General features: G+C 65.7%; 15 protein-coding genes. 6 read left to right on the top strand and 9 right to left on the bottom strand.

Going from position 1 to position 17065, the window contains the following annotated elements:
- Nucleotides 1-40: 40 nt before the first annotated feature.
- Complete coding sequence (locus K6I40_RS22355) at nt 41-1279, bottom strand: MFS transporter (protein ID WP_222920434.1); 1239 nt, start codon at nt 1277-1279, stop codon at nt 41-43.
- Nucleotides 1280-1393: 114 nt separating this feature from the next.
- Here K6I40_RS22355 and K6I40_RS22350 point away from each other — a divergent pair, with 114 nt between their 5' ends.
- A complete protein-coding gene (locus K6I40_RS22350) occupies nt 1394-1909 on the top strand; it encodes a pyridoxamine 5'-phosphate oxidase family protein (protein ID WP_222916747.1) in 516 nt (171 codons plus the stop codon).
- A gap of 24 nt (nt 1910-1933) precedes the next feature.
- Here the strand turns inward: K6I40_RS22350 and K6I40_RS22345 are convergent, their stop codons facing one another.
- The 5 genes from K6I40_RS22345 to K6I40_RS22325 form a co-directional block, all read right to left on the bottom strand.
- A complete protein-coding gene (locus tag K6I40_RS22345; protein WP_222916745.1) occupies nt 1934-4492 on the bottom strand; it encodes a cation-translocating P-type ATPase in 2559 nt (852 codons plus the stop codon).
- A gap of 94 nt (nt 4493-4586) precedes the next feature.
- Nucleotides 4587-5717, bottom strand: coding sequence for a GNAT family N-acetyltransferase (locus K6I40_RS22340; RefSeq protein WP_222916743.1), 1131 nt, complete (start codon nt 5715-5717; stop codon nt 4587-4589).
- A 278-nt stretch (nt 5718-5995) separates the two neighbouring features.
- Nucleotides 5996-7351 carry a hypothetical protein gene (locus K6I40_RS22335; RefSeq protein WP_222916741.1) on the bottom strand — a complete coding sequence of 452 codons (1356 nt, stop codon included), beginning with the start codon at nt 7349-7351 and terminating at the stop codon, nt 5996-5998.
- Nucleotides 7352-7459: 108 nt separating this feature from the next.
- Nucleotides 7460-8125 carry a lactate utilization protein gene (locus tag K6I40_RS22330; RefSeq protein ID WP_222916739.1) on the bottom strand — a complete coding sequence of 222 codons (666 nt, stop codon included), beginning with the start codon at nt 8123-8125 and terminating at the stop codon, nt 7460-7462.
- A gap of 146 nt (nt 8126-8271) precedes the next feature.
- On the bottom strand, nt 8272-8565 hold the full coding sequence (locus K6I40_RS22325; protein ID WP_222916737.1) for an Hsp20/alpha crystallin family protein: 294 nt from the start codon (nt 8563-8565) through the stop codon (nt 8272-8274).
- Nucleotides 8566-8868: 303 nt separating this feature from the next.
- Here K6I40_RS22325 and K6I40_RS22320 point away from each other — a divergent pair, with 303 nt between their 5' ends.
- Nucleotides 8869-9606 carry a hypothetical protein gene (locus K6I40_RS22320; protein ID WP_222916735.1) on the top strand — a complete coding sequence of 246 codons (738 nt, stop codon included), beginning with the start codon at nt 8869-8871 and terminating at the stop codon, nt 9604-9606.
- Nucleotides 9607-9675: 69 nt separating this feature from the next.
- Here the strand turns inward: K6I40_RS22320 and K6I40_RS22315 are convergent, their stop codons facing one another.
- A complete protein-coding gene (locus K6I40_RS22315; RefSeq protein WP_222916732.1) occupies nt 9676-11265 on the bottom strand; it encodes a sulfatase in 1590 nt (529 codons plus the stop codon).
- 302 nt (nt 11266-11567) lie between these two features.
- On the opposite strand from K6I40_RS22315, the gene K6I40_RS22310 reads away from it, so the two are divergent.
- A complete protein-coding gene (locus K6I40_RS22310) occupies nt 11568-12362 on the top strand; it encodes a hypothetical protein (RefSeq protein WP_222916730.1) in 795 nt (264 codons plus the stop codon).
- A gap of 113 nt (nt 12363-12475) precedes the next feature.
- Here the strand turns inward: K6I40_RS22310 and K6I40_RS22305 are convergent, their stop codons facing one another.
- Nucleotides 12476-13384 (bottom strand): phosphatase PAP2 family protein, encoded by a 909-nt coding sequence (locus K6I40_RS22305; protein ID WP_222916728.1) that lies wholly within the window; start codon nt 13382-13384, stop codon nt 12476-12478.
- Between the two features lie 198 nt (nt 13385-13582).
- Between K6I40_RS22305 and K6I40_RS22300 the strand changes: the two genes are divergently transcribed.
- Nucleotides 13583-15268 (top strand): NADH-quinone oxidoreductase subunit D, encoded by a 1686-nt coding sequence (locus K6I40_RS22300; RefSeq protein ID WP_222916726.1) that lies wholly within the window; start codon nt 13583-13585, stop codon nt 15266-15268.
- 15 nt (nt 15269-15283) lie between these two features.
- Here K6I40_RS22300 and K6I40_RS22295 read toward each other — a convergent pair whose 3' ends face one another.
- Entirely contained in the window at nt 15284-15592 is a 309-nt protein-coding gene (locus K6I40_RS22295; protein WP_255681833.1) for a hypothetical protein, read from the bottom strand.
- 262 nt (nt 15593-15854) lie between these two features.
- Here K6I40_RS22295 and K6I40_RS22290 point away from each other — a divergent pair, with 262 nt between their 5' ends.
- The gene (locus K6I40_RS22290; RefSeq protein WP_222916724.1) at nt 15855-15992 is read left to right on the top strand and encodes a hypothetical protein; all 138 of its coding nucleotides are present in this window, start codon (nt 15855-15857) and stop codon (nt 15990-15992) included.
- A 4-nt stretch (nt 15993-15996) separates the two neighbouring features.
- Nucleotides 15997-16980: a putative sulfate exporter family transporter gene (locus K6I40_RS22285; RefSeq protein WP_222916722.1), complete on the top strand. Its 984-nt coding sequence runs from the start codon at nt 15997-15999 to the stop codon at nt 16978-16980.
- Nucleotides 16981-17065: the final 85 nt, after the last annotated feature.

The following is a 17065-nucleotide window of genomic DNA, read 5'->3' as shown; positions in this document are numbered from 1 at the left end:
CACATCCGCTCGAGCGCCGCTACTCCGTTCGCCACCCTCATCAGGAGTCGCCGTACCGATATCGCAACACGCCGCCGGCGACCGCGATGACGAGGCCCGCCGAGGCGAGGAGTCCCAGACCTGGCACGTACGAGCCGGTGAGATCGTAGAGCGTCCCGATCAGCACCGGGCCGAGGAATCCTCCAATCTCGCCGACGGCGAAGATGAACCCGACCGCGGTGCCAGTCAACCGCGCGCCGATCCCCTCGAGTTCCGGCGGAATTGCCCGGATGAGCGGCGAGAGCCCGCCGAACCCGAACCCGGTGACGACGACGCTCCCGAGCAGCAAGAGACCGAGCCCGCTCGAGAGGACGCCGGTGATGCCGAGTCCCGCTACGAGCCCACAGACCATCAGGGCGGTGCGCCGAACCCCCAGCCGATCGGCGACTGCGGGGACCGTCAACACGCCGACGACATTGGCCGCGACGAGCAGGCTCGTCGTCCGTCCGGCCCGGTCCGGCGAGTAGCCCCGGGACTCGAGCAGCGTCGGGAGCCACCCCTGCATGCCGTGGGCGATTAGCAGATACATCGTCCCGACGACGACCACGAGCTGCAGCTCGCGGTGGGTAAGGACGAGGGTGAGATCGCGTCGAATAGCCGCGAGCGAGAGCGACGAGTCCGCCGCGTTCGCGCCGTTGGCCGCGCGATTGCGGGCGTCGATCCCCAATCGGCGGGCGACGACGAACCAGCACAGGCCATACGCGATCGCGACGACGCCGCTCCAGAAGAACAGGGCGCGCCAGCCGCCGAGCAGTGGGCCCAGAACTGGCCGACCGACGGCAAAGGCGCTCGCCGTCCCCGCCGACGCCCCGACGAGGTAGATAGAGGACGGAAAGCCGGTCTCGTCGGGCGGGAACAACACCGAGACGAGTTTGGGAAGCCCAAACGTGATCGCCGTCGCGCCGACGCCGATCAACAGCGTCGCCGCGAGCAAGGAGGGAAAGCCGGCCGCGAAGCTGCGAGCGACCTGAGCGACGCCGTAGATCAACACGCCGGCCGCGAGGCTCCGTCCTGGACCGACGCGATCGACGACCATCCCAGTGAACAGTGCGATCGGGATGTAGGTCAACGGGACCGCCCCCGCGACCACGCCGGCCTGGGTGCCCGAGAGCCCGAGTTCGTCGATGATCGTCGAGAGATACGCGGGCAGCGAGAACCAGATGAACATCAAGCAGGTGTAGCCCAGCGTCCCGGCAACGACGGCAGCGTACGCGCGACGGCGACGCATCCGATCACTCATCTGCCCGTGAATGGGTGACGCCGGCCCGAGTAGTTTGCTGTAGCGGGACGACTCCTCGGAGCCGGCGTCGCCCCCGGCCTCACCACTTTCCGTCCGCGCAGCGTCTGTCACCCCATGACGCCCGCCGAGCGTGCCTTCCTCGAGCGAGCCCGTGTCGCCGCGTTAGCGACAGTCGACACCGAGGGACGACCTCACGCGGTACCGATCTGTTTCGCGCTGCTCGAGCCCGTGGATCAGTCGGAGCGGCCGGAGTCGACGGACGACGCCGTCGATGCGACCGAAGTCCAAAGCGGCGGTCCCGACGACGAAAGCGACGGGATCAGACTCGTCTCGGCGATCGACGAAAAGCCGAAATCGACCGCTGACCTCCAGCGCGTGCGGAATATTCGGGCGAACCCGCGGGTGACGCTGCTCGTCGACCGCTACCGCGAGGACTGGTCGCGTCTCGCGTGGGTTCAGGTCCGCGGACGGGCACGGATCCTCGAGCCCGACGCATCGATTCACACCGACGCCGTGAGCGCACTGGAGTCAAAGTACGAACAGTACACGAACCACGACCTCGACGAGCGCCTGATCGTTTCAATCGAGATCGGTCGGACCGTTTCCTGGGGCGCGCTCGAGGACGGATGAGAGAGTGCGGACGCGATTTGCCGATCACTCCGCGACGAGCGATCGCTCAGCGTTCCCGACGATGAGGAGGGTCCCCGCTACGACGGCGACGGTCGTCACCAGCGGGTTCACGATACCGAGCACGGCAGCGGGGATGGCGATCGCGTTGTAGACGAACGCGAGTCCGAGATTCTGCCGTATTCGACTGCGTGCAGCCCTCGACAGGGCGAACGCCCGTTCGACCGCGGCGAGATCGTCGTCGACGATCGCGACGTCGGCCGCGTCGGCGGCGAGCGCCGTCCCGCTACCCAGCGAGATTCCCAGATCGGCCGCGGCGAGCGCGGGCGCGTCGTTCGTCCCGTCGCCGACCATCGCCACGCGGTCGTCGGTCTTCATCCGCTCGACCGTCGCCGTCTTTCCGTCCGGCGAGACGCCGGCGAAGACGTGGTCAACGCCCGGATGGCGATCGAAGACATCGGCCGCCGTCCCGTCGTCGCCGGTCAGGACCACGACGTCGACCCCGTCCTCGTCCAGGGCCGCGATCGTCTCGTCCCACGCCTCGCGGGGCTCATCGCCGACGATCACGACCCCTTCGGCGGTCCCATCTCGGCCGACGACGATCGGGAGCCGACCGGCCTCTCGTGCGTGATCGATCCGTGCCTCGAGGTCGGACTCGAGCGTCCACCCCCGATCCCGGAAGAGGTCGGGGTGGCCGACCAGTACCGTCCGGTCGTCCACGGTTCCCTCGACGCCGGTCGCATGGGTGTGGAACTCCCGGACGGTCAGTTCGCCGGATGCGGTCGAGCCGCCGTCAGCGCGAGCCGTCCCGTCGTCATCTTCGAACGCGCCTCCATTGCTCCCGAACGCGTCGGCGATCGCTGCCGCTGCCGGGTGGGCCGCTCGCTGCTCGAGGGCGGCGGCGGCCGCGAGCAGGTCGTCGGGGGCGTCGGCCTCGCGGACGGTCATTTCGCCGGTCGTGAGTGTGCCGGTCTTGTCGAAGACGACGACGTCGACCGCGCGGAGGCGTTCGAAGACCGTCTCATCGAAGACCACGATGCCGCGCTCGAGGGCTTCCTGAAGGCTCGCGGCGACGGAGTACGGCGTCGCGAAGCCGAGCGCCCACGGGCTGGCGACCATGAGCGTCATGAGGGCGGCCAGCGAGGCGGTCAGCCCGCTCGCGCCGGCGAGGAGGGAACCCACGCCGACGACGACTGCGGCGGCGAGGACGATCGGGACGAGGGTCGCGGCGAACTCGTCGGCTCGCCGCGTGACGCCGTGGTCAGCGCTCTGGACGTTCCAGACGACCCGCGTGAGCCGCTCGATGCTGCTGGTCGTCCGCTCGCCGACGTCGACCACCGCCGCGTCAGTGGTGACGACCGAGCCGCCGACCACGTCGTCTCCCGCCGCTTTCGTGACCGGGAGCGACTCCCCCGTCACGACGGCTTCGTCGACAGTACACTCGCCCTCGGACAGCGTCCCGTCCACGGGGATGCGCTCGCCCTCCCGGACGAGCACGCGGTCGCCCGACTCGAGGTCGGCAACGGGGAGTTCCGTCGTCGAGCCGTCTCCGGCGTAGAGCCGGGCGGTGTCGACCTGCGAGACGGTGAGGTCGGTCAGTCGGTCCGTCGCGCGGCGCTTGACCGTCGCCTCGTAGTAGGTCGCGCCCATCACGACCGAGGCCACGACGATCGTCAGATCGAAGTAGAGATCGTTGCGCCCGAGCCCGGAGACGAGGATGCTGAAGACGTACGCGCTGAGTATTGTGAAGACTGCAAGCAGGTCTGTCGTGGGCCGCCGGAGTTTCAGGCTGACGTACGCGCCCCGCAAGAGCGGACCGCCGGTCAGGTAGATGATCGCGCCCGTCAGAATGAGAAACAGGGGCAGATACAGCGGCCCGCTGAAGCCGGTAAAGGCGCCCTCGAAGTGCTCGATCGCGCCCCAGTCGGTAAACGAGGTCAGAAACATCGGGTAGAGGACGGCCACGAACGGCAACAGGAGGAACGAACCGAAGACGACGCCGACGACGTATCGCATCTCGAGCATATCGTCCGACCGGCGCTTTCGGAGTCCGGACATCTCGCGCGAGCGCTGGGTTCCGCCCGTCTCGTCGTCAGCGGTCGCGTCGTCCCGGAGATAGGCCGTGTAGCCGAGCGTACTCAGCGCGTTCTCGAGCGCGTCGGTCGAGATTCGATCGGGATCGTGATCGACCCGGATCGTCTCCGTGACGTAACTCGCCTCAGCGTCGTCCACGCCGTCGCGGCCCTCGGCGACGGCCTCGAGGAAGGCCTCGCAGGTCGCGGAGTGCATGCCGTCGACCCGGAAGAACGTGCGGACGGTCCCGTCCGGTCGTTCGTCGTCTGCGGTCGCGGTCGGTCGCGGATCAGCCGGCCGGTCAACGGACCGTAAGGGGGGGTCGCTATCCTCGGCGGAGCCGTCGCTGTCGTCGCTCGTCACACCGTCGTTTGTCCCGAACTCGGCTGCGACGTCTCGACAGCCGGTCGAACAGAACTCGTCCGACGGCGACTCGCCGTCGGGCTCCGGGAGCAGCGTCCCGCACAGCCGACAGCGGCCGTCCCGATCGCCCTCCGCGCGTCGATCGCTCACAGTGGTAGCTGTGGGTTCGACGGCCATAACAGTGACCGATCGCACCGCTCGCCGAGCCGTCCGCGCTGCCGGCGATTCGCATCGTCCGACAGCGTCATGTCGTGTCTAGATCGAGTCGCGAGAACGTCCAGGAGTCGATCGAACTCGACTCGAGTGCGAGTCCGTCCTCGAGATCGCGAGCGAGGAGGGTTCGGGACGTTGGTCGAATCAGCGCCGACAGCGGCAGCCGCGTGTCCGGATAGAACCGGAACCGCAACGGTGACGGCACCGTCTCCCCGAACGCCTCGACGTAGCTTCGGTCCGCGGACGCCTCGAGGGCCGTCGCGAGCAGGCGCTCGAGCGCCGCCGATTCCGCGTCAATCGCCCGCGGGAGCGCGTCGACGATCCGCGCGTGATCGCCAACGTTCGAGACGACGAGCGCGGCGACCGGGTCGCCGTCCCGTCGGGCGACGGAGGCCCGATACGTGTGGATGGGATTGTCGAACCGCCAGCGGTAGAACGCCGCGCTCCGGTCGGTGTGAATCGCAGCGGGAATCGACCGCTGGTAGACCGCTTCGAGCGTGTCCGCCGGCGGCGTTTCGTAGCGCTCGAGCTCGAGATCCGAGTCCGAATCGACGAACAGTCTGTCACCGGCCCGCTGTGAGGTCGCGATGGCGTCCTCGAGCGTGTTCGCGACTGCGGCGGTCGGACCGCCATCGCTCGCCCGCCGGTCGCCGGTGCCAGCCATCGACTTACTATCGCCTCGGTCCTCGAGCGCGGTGACGGGGTTCTGGGGCCGGTAATAGGCTGGTACCGTCCCGACCTCGCGCCAGCCGTGTGCGAGATTGCCGGGCTTCGAGTTCTCGTTCGGGAAGTTGAAGAAAAACGACGGTGCGCCGTCGGTGTAGCGCTCGACGGCGCGTTCGTTCATCCGGTTGAAGAGTCCTCGCTCGCGGTGGTCCCGATGGACCATCGTATCGCAGGGCTGAAACGCGGTTCGGACAGTCTCGCCGATTCGCATCTGCTGGGCAAAAAACGACCGGAAGCCGACGGGGTCGCCGTCGGCCGTCGCCACGAGGATCGGGATGTGGTCGACAAACGGATTCTCGCGGAACTTCCAGCGGAACCACGCCGGGCTTCTGTCGTGGCCGAACACCGTTTCGTACAGCGACAGGAACGCCTCTCGATCGTCGGGCTCGAACGCGCGGACGGAGTATCGCGTCGCCGTTCGTGTTGGTGTACTCATGATCGAGGTCGTTCACGCCCGTCTGCGGGGTAAACGTGAGATGCCCCGCTGTGCGGTCGTGACGGATGGATATCCGCCCCGGAACGGAAAGGCGATTGGCCTTGAATACGCCGATCCGATAGGTCCGCGAAGTAGTCCGTGTCACCGACTGTCCGCTGGCTGGATCAGGCGTACTGACTCCAAGACCACGGTCTCGAGGATCATCGACGCGATCGATGTTCCGGACCTGCTCGAGACTCGAGATCTAGGTACAGTGACGACATACCGTCACCACCCTCTCAGCGTCGTTCGACGACGGTCCCGTCCTCGCCGACCGCAACCACTCGCTCTCCGTCGATATCCATCGAAACGGCGATGAGCGATTCCGGTGCCTGCGTGTCGACCTGTTCCCAGTCAGCCGCGAGCGTTCGCTCGTAGATCACGCCGTCCGCGTCGCAGGCGATCGTCTCGCCCTCGCGACGGGTGATCCCACAGACCGCCTCGTCGCCGACCCGCTCCGGTGTCCACGTCGAGCCGCCGTAGCGGTGGACGATGCCGTCGTCCGCGCTCACCAGGCAGTCGCCCTGTCCCAGCGTCGCGAGGTTCTCGAGTGTACCGCCGGCTCCCTCGAGGCCGACACGATCGAACGATTCCCCGCCGTCGGTCGTCTCGAAGACGCTGTCGTTCGTATCACAGCAGTAGCCGACCGACGGCTCCGCGAGCGCGATCGCGCTTAGACTCGAGCCGCTACCGGGTTTGATTGGTCCGTCCCACGAGATTGCGCCGTCGCGATAGCGGCCGCGGAGAACGGCCCCGGAGCCGTTGATCAAGAGGACCGTCTCGTCACCACTCTCACCGCCGACGGCGACCCCCATCCAGTTGTCAGTGATATCCGCAGGGGCCGTGTAATCCGTGTGGAGCCCCGTCTCGGCCTCGAGTCGTCCCACCGAACCACTATCGCCCGCGACCCAGATCGCGTCGCCGCCGTCGGTCGCGTCGACGCCAGTGAGTTCGTCTCCCTCGGCGGCCGGCCCGTCTTCGAGGGCGATCGACCACGCGTCGGTTCCGGCACCGTCGGCGGCCGCTCCGGTGAGAACCAGTCCGTTCTCGCCGACTGCGTAGACCGCGCCGGCTGCGGTCACGCAGACATCTCGGAGTGTCGCGTCGGTGGGGACATCGACGAGCCGCCAGTCGAGCGCGCGGTCGGCGTCGCTCTCCCGACCGCGTTCGACCGCTCGATCGGCCCCGATCGCGTCGTTGCCGCCGGGTTCGACGTCGTGGTCCTCACTGTACACTGCAGCATCACCGCTGTCCGGTGTCCTCTTGGTCTCGGAATCGGCTCCACTGTCGGCGTGCTCGAGCGATGTGGTCGTCGCCGCTTCCGATTTCGTCTCTCGGTCGTCTGCTGGATCGTCCGCCTCGCGGTCGACAGCGGCCGTCTGATCGGACTGGTCTCCTGCTCCCCCGCGGAAATACAGCACGAGCGGCGGCACGACGTAGGAGGCGAGCGCGAGGACGATGAACCCGCGGTGGAAGATCGTCAGCGTCCCGAACGCCGTCAGGCCGGCCGTTGCGACCGCGTGAATCCACGTCTTCGTATAGCTGCGAAAGAACGAGACGAATCCGTTACCGGAGCGTGCGTCGGGGGTGGCCATTGGTCAATTCCCGCGGCTCGCGTTCACCTATCGGCGTGGTCAGCAAAAACGTGCTGCAGGCACGCTGGCGACGATGTGCGATGACCGATACTGCGCTCTGTGCGTCCCTTAGAACCCGTGTCGCTCGTCGATCAACACGAGTTGGGTGCGGTCGTCGACCCGTTCGTGCTCGAGGGAGACGAGCTTGCCGACGACGCTTCCCTGCCCGTACGCCTCTTCGGCGCGGGCGTCCTCGAGCGGGTAGGCATACTCACGGATCCGCTCGACGGCGCTCGACCAGTTGCCGACGATCTTGTTCGTGCTGCCAACCAGTACGAGCGACTCTGCACCGAATGCCCATGCGCCGACGGCGTTGCCGAGCGCGTTGGCCCCGAGCAACTCGCCACTCTCGGCGATCGCGTTGACGCTGTCGACGAAGACGTCGGCGGTAACCGCCTCGCGTCGCGCCCGGAACCGCTCCTCGTCGTCGTCGATCTCCCCGATCCGGTTGCCGAGGTAGTCGAACCCGTCCGCTGCCTCGAGGTCGTCGGTGAAGCCGATCTCCTCGAGCGTCGTCGAGTGACCGTCCATCACTTCGGCTCCGTCGGGAATCTGATCACGGAGATACTCGCGTGCGGCCTCACCGTCGTCGACGACGTGGACCTCGATATTCCGTTCTTCGATGTTCGAGACGGCTTCGTCGATCGTTTCCTCGTCCGGATCCTGATCGAAGCGAGAGTCGTCGATCTCGAGGTCGCCCGCGAAGTCGTCCTTCGTATAGTAATCGTTACTCATCGCTGTACCCGTGATTCGATGCCGTCGGGAATCAACGTGGAGCAAGCGAATACCGGTGACACCGTTCCGTGGGTCGCTCCGGCCGGGTACACGCCGGCGGTCGGCGTTCGATTACTCCGGCTGCCGGGGCTGGCGAGGCGGCGTTATCACTCTCGTGAGCGGGTACTCAGCGAGACGGTGAGGACGCCGTTGTTATAGACGGCCTCGTGATCGTCACCGAAGACGAGGTCGTCTGGAAGCGGCCGAACGGCTCGTTCGGCGACGTGGTCACCCAGATCGACGATGACTCGAAGGTGACGCGGGCCGGCTTCAACCGTCACATCATCGATACCCGTAGGAGCGATGTCGACAGCGGCCCGAAACCGGTTGAGCGGTCCCTCGTAGACAAACTGCGTCGGAAAGGGAAACGACGCCGCGTCGGACGACGGAGTGGCGGACATGCGACGACGTTCCGACGACGGACAGAAGCCTCCCGGGGTGGACAGTTGGACGCTTGATATGCCTGCACATCGTCTCTCGAACAACGGTTGATACAGAGCGATAGCGCATACCTCCGTCTTTAGGCGCGGGAGGAGGTCAATGGATATCTGCAGGTCTGAGATGACGAGACAGACCGAACTGACTACCGCGCTACCGGAAGCTGCCGAGACCGATCGACAGATTCGTCCGACAGTCCGACACCGATTTCAAATTTCATGTATTAAATCAATGGTGGTATACATAACCGATAGAAATTAACAGCTATGAGTTATAAACTTAGCATCGAGCGAGCACTCAGTTACGGGTTCGATCGAATCACGACACGCGGCGGAGCGATTCTCCTCGCCGTATACGTCCTGTTCCAACTCGTGACGCAGGTAAGCGTCCAATCGTTCTTCTCGGGTCTGTTCACTGAATTGTTCCCCGACGAGGAGTTCTCACAGACCTATCCTCTCGCCGTCGATCTTCCGATCTCCATCGGTGGCGGACTGACCGCCCTTCTCATGCTCGTCGGTAGCGTGCTCGGCGTCGTGACGATACGGGCGCTGTATTCGGATATCAACGACGTTCCGACGGCCGACCATACCCGCCGACTCGTCCGAACCGCCGGCGTGCTGGTCGTCGTCACTGTCATCACCTTCTTCGCGGTGCTGATCGGGTCTGTCTTCCTCCTCTTCCCCGGAATCTTCCTCGCAGTCTGCCTCGTGTTCGCCCCCATCGCCGTCGTCATCGAGGACGCCGGCGTCATCGAGTCACTCGAGCGAAGTTGGGAACTCACGTCTGAGAATCGAATTCGCCTCTTCATTCTCGGGGCCGTTATCGGCGTCGGCAGCGGTCTGGTTAGTCTCGTATTCACTGTCGTCGGCGTGGCTCCCATCGTCGGCAATCTGGTGACCGCGATCACGTCCGGCGTTTTCACCCTATTCGGCGCCGCCGTTCTCGTCGGTGCGTATCGACAACTCGCCGGTGAGCGGGAGACAGTCAGTACGTCCGAATGGTAGCGGGACTCTGATCAACGCGATCACCGCCGGCGACTGTGCTGGGGCCTCCGCCGCACTCTCGGGACCGTCTCAGAGGTAGCCGAGATCCGCCAATCGCTCTTTCGTCCCGTCGCGCATCTCGACTTCGCCCGACGCGCTCGCCTCGGTGAACGGTTCGAAGCGCTCCTCGAGTCGCCGTCGTAACGCCCGGACCCGCTCGGGCTTCTCGTCACTGATATCGGTGTGCTCGAGCGGATCGGTTCGGACGCGGTGGAGCCGCTCGAAGCCGTCGTCGCCGCGGACGTACTTGTACTCGGTTGTACGGACTGCCCGCAGCCGGCGATCGAACTCCCGAACACGATCCGGAATCTCGCCGAACCTAGTCTCGAGGCGCTCGATCGAGGGCTGGGGGGCGACGTACTCGGCGAAGACGGCATCGCGGTCTTGGGCATCCGACTCGGGGTGAAGTGATCTGCTCGACCACTGCTCACGTAGCTCGGGATCGTCGATTCCGGCCGTCTCGAGCAGCGTGGCGGGGATATCGAGGAGTTGCACAAGGTCGTGGCGTCGCCCGCCGCCAGTGAAGGAGCCGCCGTGACAGACCAGCGGGACGTTGAGCAGCGTGTCGTAGAGGTTGTACTGGTGCCCGAAGAAGCCGTGTTCGCCGATGTGCTCGCCGTGGTCGCCACAAACGACAAACAGGGTGTCTTCCCACTCGCCTGCGTCCTCGAGGGCGGTTCGGAGCTTGCCGACCTGGTGGTCGACGTAGGCGAGTTCGGCCCGATAGAGCCCCCGGAGCAGGGCGAACTCGTGATCGGAGATGTCGTAGTCGTTACAGTCGTAGGCGCGAGGATCCTGCCTGATCGCGGTCGCCTCTTCGTAACTGGCCCCCTCGGGGAGGAATCGTTCGGCGTACTCCGCGGGCGGATCGTACTGGACGTGGGGTTCGATGAAGTTACAGAACAGGAAAAAGGGCCGGTCGTCGTCCCGGTCCGCGAGCCAGTCGGCGATCCAGTCCGTCGACCGGTCGGAGCCGTCGTCGCCGGCCGGCTGTAGCAGTTCGCTGTAGAGGATGTTGGCGGCGTTGACGAACGGGTTCCCGTCAAGGATTCGGTCCCGGGTCGCGCCGAGTTTCTCCCGGAGATCCTCGCCGCGGACAACCGCGCCCATGTCGGCGTCGGACTGGATGTACTGCCAGCCCTTGCGGAGGTCCTCGAAGCCGCGGTCGAACCCGAACTCCTCGGTGATCCAGGTGTTGTTCGAGACGCCGATCGTCTCGAATCCTGCGTCGGCGAAGGCCTCGGGCATGGTTCGCAGATCGTCGTCGAGATAGGTATGACCGCCGTGCGTGCCGTGTTCAGAGGGATAGGTCCCGGTGAAAAACGACGCGTGAGAGGGGAGCGTCCAGGGCGCGGTCGCGAACGCGTTCTCGAAAGCGGTCCCCTCTTCGGCGAGGCGCGTCAGCGTCGGTGTCGGGCGTGCGCCAACGGAATCACCGCTCGAGCCTGGTCGATCCCCCGGAGCCGATTGGATTCCGATGGGATCGGCCGTTGGTGCGTTTCGATCGGCCGGAAACGACTGCATCCCGACGCTTTTCGCCCGCGCCGTATCGAGAACTATGAAAACGACATTCCGCACAGCACAATGTGACTCGTCGTCACGTCCGTTCGAGTCCGACATGGATACGCTACTTCCACGGTAAGCAGGGAAGGTCGTCCGCCCGGAGTATGCAGGGCTACAATATCGGCTACCGGCTGATTTCCGGTCGGATACGCCCGAGTACGGCAATATCCGATATCGATCCGGGAGCCACAGCAGCCTGACACCGATGGAGTCGGGTATTCATCTGCCAGTCTCACTTTCATCCGACCGGACCACGTACGGTCCACGAGCGGACGCTGGTGGCCCGACAGGTGACGCGAGAACGGCCCAGATCGGCCGTCGGCAGACGGCCACTAGCACCGTTGCTCGGAGGCCTTCCGATGACTGCACACCATGATGACGATGCGACGACGGATGTCTCGATGGACGACTTCACCAACCTCGAGGAGATCGAGGATCTCGAGGAGCTAGATGCACCGGCCGGCCGACTTGCGTCGGCAGTGTCCGATGCGACCGCGAGCGGGATGCTACCGCTGATCGGCGGCGGACTCTTGCTCGCGGCCGCGATCCGCTCGATGGCCGCGGACCGGCCGCAGGCGATTCCGCTCGGCATCGCCGGCAGCGGGCTGGTCGGGTTCGGGCTCCACAAGCGGCGCTCGAACGGCGAGTCCGGGACGGAGAACGGCGTCCCGGAGGTCGAGGATGGCACCGAGAGGAAGGACACGTCCGATCAGGCCAGCGCCGCCGCCACGCGCGTCGATTCCGGCCGGGAATCCGAGATCGGCTCCGACGGTGAGATCTCGGATGAACGGGGAATCGACGACGTAGATGCGTCTGGCTCGCAGATCGAGTTCACTGACGAGCCGGACGGCGACGAATCCCAGTCTAGACCGGATCTCGGAGACGAAGAAGCGGACCCCCGGCGCGAGACTGACACCGACGACGTGGCGGTCGACGTCTCCGACTCGGCGATGGCCGACGAGACCGGCGAGGCCACGGGGCCGGACCCGACACAGGCCCAGCCGACCCAGACCGCGGACACGGAACCCGAGGCGGGCCCCGCGGAGGACGCCTCCGAGATGAAGGTCGAGCCGTCGGACGAGGACGAGTCCGAATCGGAGGCGGACGAGGAAGACGCCCCGGAGGACGACGATTCGGCGGCGAACGATCAGTGAAGGCCCCCTTCCGTTGCCGCGACCGTCTTTCCAGCGCGGCTCCCCGGCCCACTCTCGAGTGATACCCCTCGAGTCGGCGATGACTCGGAACGGCGACGAGCGGCCACGCTCGCTCAGATACCGCTCCCGCGCTCGGAGTGATAGAACACGGGGACAGTGACGAACGCGGCGACGACGAACCCGAGGACGCCGCTTCCGGCAAGCAACAAGACGGGCCAGTAGTAGCCCGAAAGGGCGACGAGCGACGCGATCCCGGTTGCGACGGCGACGGCTCTCGCGGTGAGCGCGCGACTCGTTCGAATCGGGCCGTGTCCCTCGTCCAGCCCTTGAGCGAGGGCGACGAACTGCCAGCCGGCGAACCCGCCAATCGACGCGCCGAACAGGAGGACGGCGTCGGAGTCGACGGCACTCGTCACGAGCGCGACGGCCGCGAGGGCGACGGCCAGTCCGAATCCGAGCGTGCCCCGACGGGAGGGATACCGATTCAGGAGCCCCCATGTGAGGAGGAGAAAGACCAGTCCGACGCCGACGCCGACGACGACATCGACGAGGTAGTGCACGCCGAGACCGACCCGAGAGAAACAGACGGCTGTCACCATCCCGGCGGCTCCGAGATATCGACGCCGGCGCGTGCTGACGGAGCCGTACTCGGCCAGGCTCAGGTAGACGATCGTCGTCAGCAGGGCGTGACCGCTCGGAAACCCGTAGCCGGTCGCCGTCGCAGTGGCCTCGTACAGCGGGTGGACCGCCTTCGGGAGCACCCCAGCCTCCACGAGCACGCGTTCCGGCCGCGGCAGCGCGAAGACATGTTTCAGCGCCGTGATGAGCGAGAGGCCGGCCAGTAACAGCCCGAAGACGGCGGCGATCTGCTCCCGGTTGTCGGTCTCCAGCCAGTAGAGCGTCCCGACGAGTGCTCCGAGAAACCATACGTCGCCGAGTTGAGTTACCAGTCCGAGCACGACGACGATCCACTCGGGGGCGACCTCGCGGAACGTGTCGAACCAGCCGATCCCTCGAGACATACTCACGCTACGTGCGACGATCCATATAAGCGATTCCGCTCGGCCGGACGGCCGGCTCTGAGGCCGACCCCGGATGCGGCTCCCGATCGATATTGTTCACTCTCCGCGGAGAGTCACGCGAACGCGGGAAAACCCTCATTTTCGCGTCACCTGTAGGCTATCGAGACGCGCCATCGGTCGGCGTGCGAGGGGACCCAAATGAGTGAGACATCGGAGCCCGAGCGCGAGCGCATCGACCCGGAGTACGACCACCAGCGCAAGGAGGGCGTCGACGAGGCCGCACTTGAGACCCTGCTCTCAGAGTACGCGATCGGTCGGGACGACCACAAGAACGCGCCCGCCTTCGTGATCCGGCCGGACGACGTGCAGGCGGTGGTTCGCCTACTGCGTGATGAGGCAGGGTTCGACCACCTCTCGTGTATCACCCCCCAGCAGTACGAGGACCGCTACGAGTCGATCATCCACATGACGAAGTACGATCGGCGGACCCATGAGGTGACGCTGATCGTCCCACTGCCGACGGGGGCACCCGTCTGTGAGTCTGCCGAACCCGTCTTCCGGACGGCCGACTGGCACGAGCGGGAGGCCTTCGATCTCGTCGGGATCGAGTACGCGGATCATCCCCACCTCACGCGAATTCTCCTCCCCGAGTCGTGGCAGGGACACCCGCTCGCACTCGACTACGATCAGGACAAACCGCAGGTCATCAGCTACACCGAACACGCGAACCCGCTTGCGGCGGACCACCGCGTCACCGAGTCGGACACGATGATGCTCAATATCGGGCCACACCACCCGGCGACCCACGGCGTCCTCCACCTCGAGACGGTGCTCGACGGCGAGTCGGTCGTGGACGTCGAACCCGACATCGGCTACTTGCACCGCTGCGAGGAGCAGATGTGCCAGAACGGCACCTACCGCCACCAGATCATCCCGTATTCGAATCGCTGGGACTACACGGCGAACCTCCCCAACGAGTGGGCGGTCGCCCGCGTGATTGAGGATATCGCCGACATCGAGGTCCCCGAGTACGCCCAGATCCTGCGGACGATGTCGACCGAGTTCGGCCGGATGCTCGGCCACTTCCTCGCGGTCTCGACGTTCGCCTTAGACGTCTACGGCGACTTCACGGCTATCTTCCAGTACGGCATGCGCGACCGCGAGGTCGTCCAGGACATCTTGGAGGACCTCACGGGCCAGCGGATGATGTTCTACTACTTCCGGCTCGGCGGCGTCTGCTGGGATCTGCCCGAACCTCGCACGGAGTTCATCGAGAAGTGCCGGGACTTCCTCGACGAGCTCCCCGCCAAGGTCGACGAGTATCACGACCTGCTGACCGGTAACGAAATCTTCCAGGTTCGAACGATCGACACCGGCGTTCTCGAGCCCGAAGTCGCCAAGGACTACGGCTGTACCGGCCCTGTCGCCCGCGCCTCCGGCATCGACTACGACCTCCGGCGGGACGACCCCTACGGCTACTACGACAACCTCGAGTGGGACGTTGTCACCGAGGACAGTTGCGACAATCACGCACGCGTGCTCGTCCGCCTCCGTGAGGTCGAGGAGTCCGCGAAGATCATCGAGCAGTGTCTCGACTTGCTCGAGGACTGGCCCGAAGACGAGCGAACCGTCCAGAGCAACGTCCCGCGGACGCTCAAGCCGGACGCGGGGACCGAAACCTACCGCGCCGTCGAGAGCGCGAAGGGCGAACTCGGAATCTACATCCGCGCGGACGGTTCGAACTCGCCAGCCCGATTCAAGATCCGCAGCCCGTGTTTCCACAACCTCTCCGCGCTGCCGGAGATGTCCGAGGGCGAGTACGTCGCGGACCTGATCGCGTCGCTTGGCAGTCTCGACATCGTGCTCGGGAGCGTCGACCGCTGAACGGAGATAGTCGACCTATTCGGCGCTGCTACTTTCCTCGAGGTACTCGAGACAGTGGGTACGAGCGGCGAGGATGTGTTCGGCCGTCTCGCCCGATACCTCGTCCGCGAGCCCCTCGAGTTTCTCGGCGACCTCGGCTATCCGGTCGGCCTTCGGCCCGGGTTCGGTCTGGGTCAGGTGTCCCTCCTGCTCTTCGAACACTCCCGCGGTGATCGAGTTCAGTTGCGATTTGACCGTCCGGTCCGCGCCGTCGGTCGCCTGCTGGAGGCGCTCGCGGACTCGCTTTAAGTGTTCGTCGGGCTCGTGGTGGTCGTCGCCGGCCATGATCGGTTGGAATCGTCGAAGACGGAAGTGAAGGCTCCCTGAATATCCCGTCGGCTGCAACTGGTCGTCCGATTCGCCGCGAGTAGTCGATAAAGTTGCCACATTACCAAACAAACGACGGTATGTGGGCTGCTCGAGCGTCTCCAGAAGGGAACCTCGAACTAAGCTCTCTCGCTGACGACTCTGCCGTCTGGGTCGGAAACATGTGCCCGAATCACCGATCGACAACTGTTAACTGTGGCGGCGTCGGGAGACCGGACACATGGCGATCGATGGATGGCGGTCGAACGTCGACACCGGGACGGCCCGCTGGTCGGCGCTGGAACGTGACTGGAAGACCGTCGTCGGGGCAGCGATCGTCGCACTGGTCGCCGCACTTGAACCGCAGGCACCCCGGTGACGAGATGGTCGTTCGTCGTCTCCTGCCGGGGTTCGTCGCCCTCTGTCTCGGTGCGTTGCTGGCGCGGACGCTAGCACAGCCGCTCGGATTCAACCGGCTGCTGCTCGCCATTGCACTTGGGTTCGTCGCGACGAACGCCGTCGGCGTTCCGGAACGCCTCGAGCCCGGTCTCGCGACGCATACCCTGTGGCTGGGCGCTGGGATCGTCCTCATGGGCGCGTCGATATCTGTCGACACCGTCCTCGCGGTCGGCGGGCCAGTCTTCCTCCTCGTGGTCGTCGCTGCCGCGCTCTCGCTCCTCTTCGTCGAACTGCTCGCGCGAAACGTCTTCGGATTGACCGAGCAACTCGGCTCGCTGCTCGCGGCCGGTGCCAGCATCTGCGGCGTCTCCGCGGTCGTCGCGGTCGCCGGTGCCATCAGCGCGCGCGAGGACCAGATCGCCTACGCGGCGGCGACGGTCCTGCTGTTCGATGCGATCACGATCGTCCTCTACCCGATCGTCGGCGATCTGCTGGACCTGTCTGGGACGGTCTTCGGGATCTGGGCCGGTGTCAGCATGTTCTCGACGGGGCCCGTCGTCGCGGTCGGCTTCACTCACTCCGAAGTAGCCGGACAGTGGGCGACGATGACGAAGCTCTCGAGAAACGCGCTGATCGGCGTCGTCGTGCTCGCGTACGCAGGGTACTACAGTCGATCCGGGGGCGGCAGTCGCCCGTCCCTTCGGACGCTCTGGGACGAGTTTCCGACGTTTGTTCTCGGATTCTTCGCAGTCGCCCTCATCGCGAGTGCCGGCCTCTTCTCCGCGGCACAGCAGGCGTCGATCGAGCACGCCTACGACTGGCTGTTCGCGCTCGCGTTCGTCGGCCTCGGGACCGAAATCCGACTCGGTAACCTCAGAGCAACCGGACTGCTGCCCGCTCTCGTCGTTCTGTTGGCGCTGCTCGCCAGTAGTGCGCTCTCGCTGACGGCGCTGCTGGTGTTGTTCTGACGGCCGGCCCCGAATCCGACTGTGTCCCACCGACGATGTGCCGTCGAATCGAGTGAGACCGGCCGGTAGAAGTGCGGGCCTGTCG

Origin of the sequence: Natrinema sp. SYSU A 869 (assembly GCF_019879105.1) — an archaeon.
Classification (GTDB): Archaea; Halobacteriota; Halobacteria; order Halobacteriales; family Natrialbaceae; genus Natrinema.
The sequence above is the reverse complement of the archived record's forward strand: the minus strand, read 5'-3'. Positions and strand labels throughout refer to the sequence as shown.

Coding starts and splice junctions, on each gene's coding strand:
- K6I40_RS22340 (WP_222916743.1), bottom strand. CDS start 5,717: ATGAGTACACCAACACGAACGGCGACGCGATACTCCGTCCGCGCGTTC.
- K6I40_RS22305 (WP_222916728.1), bottom strand. CDS start 13,384: ATGTCTCGAGGGATCGGCTGGTTCGACACGTTCCGCGAGGTCGCCCCC.
- K6I40_RS22290 (WP_222916724.1), top strand. CDS start 15,855: ATGGCGATCGATGGATGGCGGTCGAACGTCGACACCGGGACGGCCCGC.
- K6I40_RS22310 (WP_222916730.1), top strand. CDS start 11,568: ATGACTGCACACCATGATGACGATGCGACGACGGATGTCTCGATGGAC.
- K6I40_RS22330 (WP_222916739.1), bottom strand. CDS start 8,125: ATGAGTAACGATTACTATACGAAGGACGACTTCGCGGGCGACCTCGAG.
- K6I40_RS22320 (WP_222916735.1), top strand. CDS start 8,869: ATGAGTTATAAACTTAGCATCGAGCGAGCACTCAGTTACGGGTTCGAT.
- K6I40_RS22350 (WP_222916747.1), top strand. CDS start 1,394: ATGACGCCCGCCGAGCGTGCCTTCCTCGAGCGAGCCCGTGTCGCCGCG.
- K6I40_RS22300 (WP_222916726.1), top strand. CDS start 13,583: ATGAGTGAGACATCGGAGCCCGAGCGCGAGCGCATCGACCCGGAGTAC.
- K6I40_RS22285 (WP_222916722.1), top strand. CDS start 15,997: ATGGTCGTTCGTCGTCTCCTGCCGGGGTTCGTCGCCCTCTGTCTCGGT.
- K6I40_RS22355 (WP_222920434.1), bottom strand. CDS start 1,279: ATGAGTGATCGGATGCGTCGCCGTCGCGCGTACGCTGCCGTCGTTGCC.
- K6I40_RS22335 (WP_222916741.1), bottom strand. CDS start 7,351: ATGGCCACCCCCGACGCACGCTCCGGTAACGGATTCGTCTCGTTCTTT.
- K6I40_RS22295 (WP_255681833.1), bottom strand. CDS start 15,592: ATGGCCGGCGACGACCACCACGAGCCCGACGAACACTTAAAGCGAGTC.
- K6I40_RS22325 (WP_222916737.1), bottom strand. CDS start 8,565: ATGTCCGCCACTCCGTCGTCCGACGCGGCGTCGTTTCCCTTTCCGACG.
- K6I40_RS22315 (WP_222916732.1), bottom strand. CDS start 11,265: ATGTCGGACTCGAACGGACGTGACGACGAGTCACATTGTGCTGTGCGG.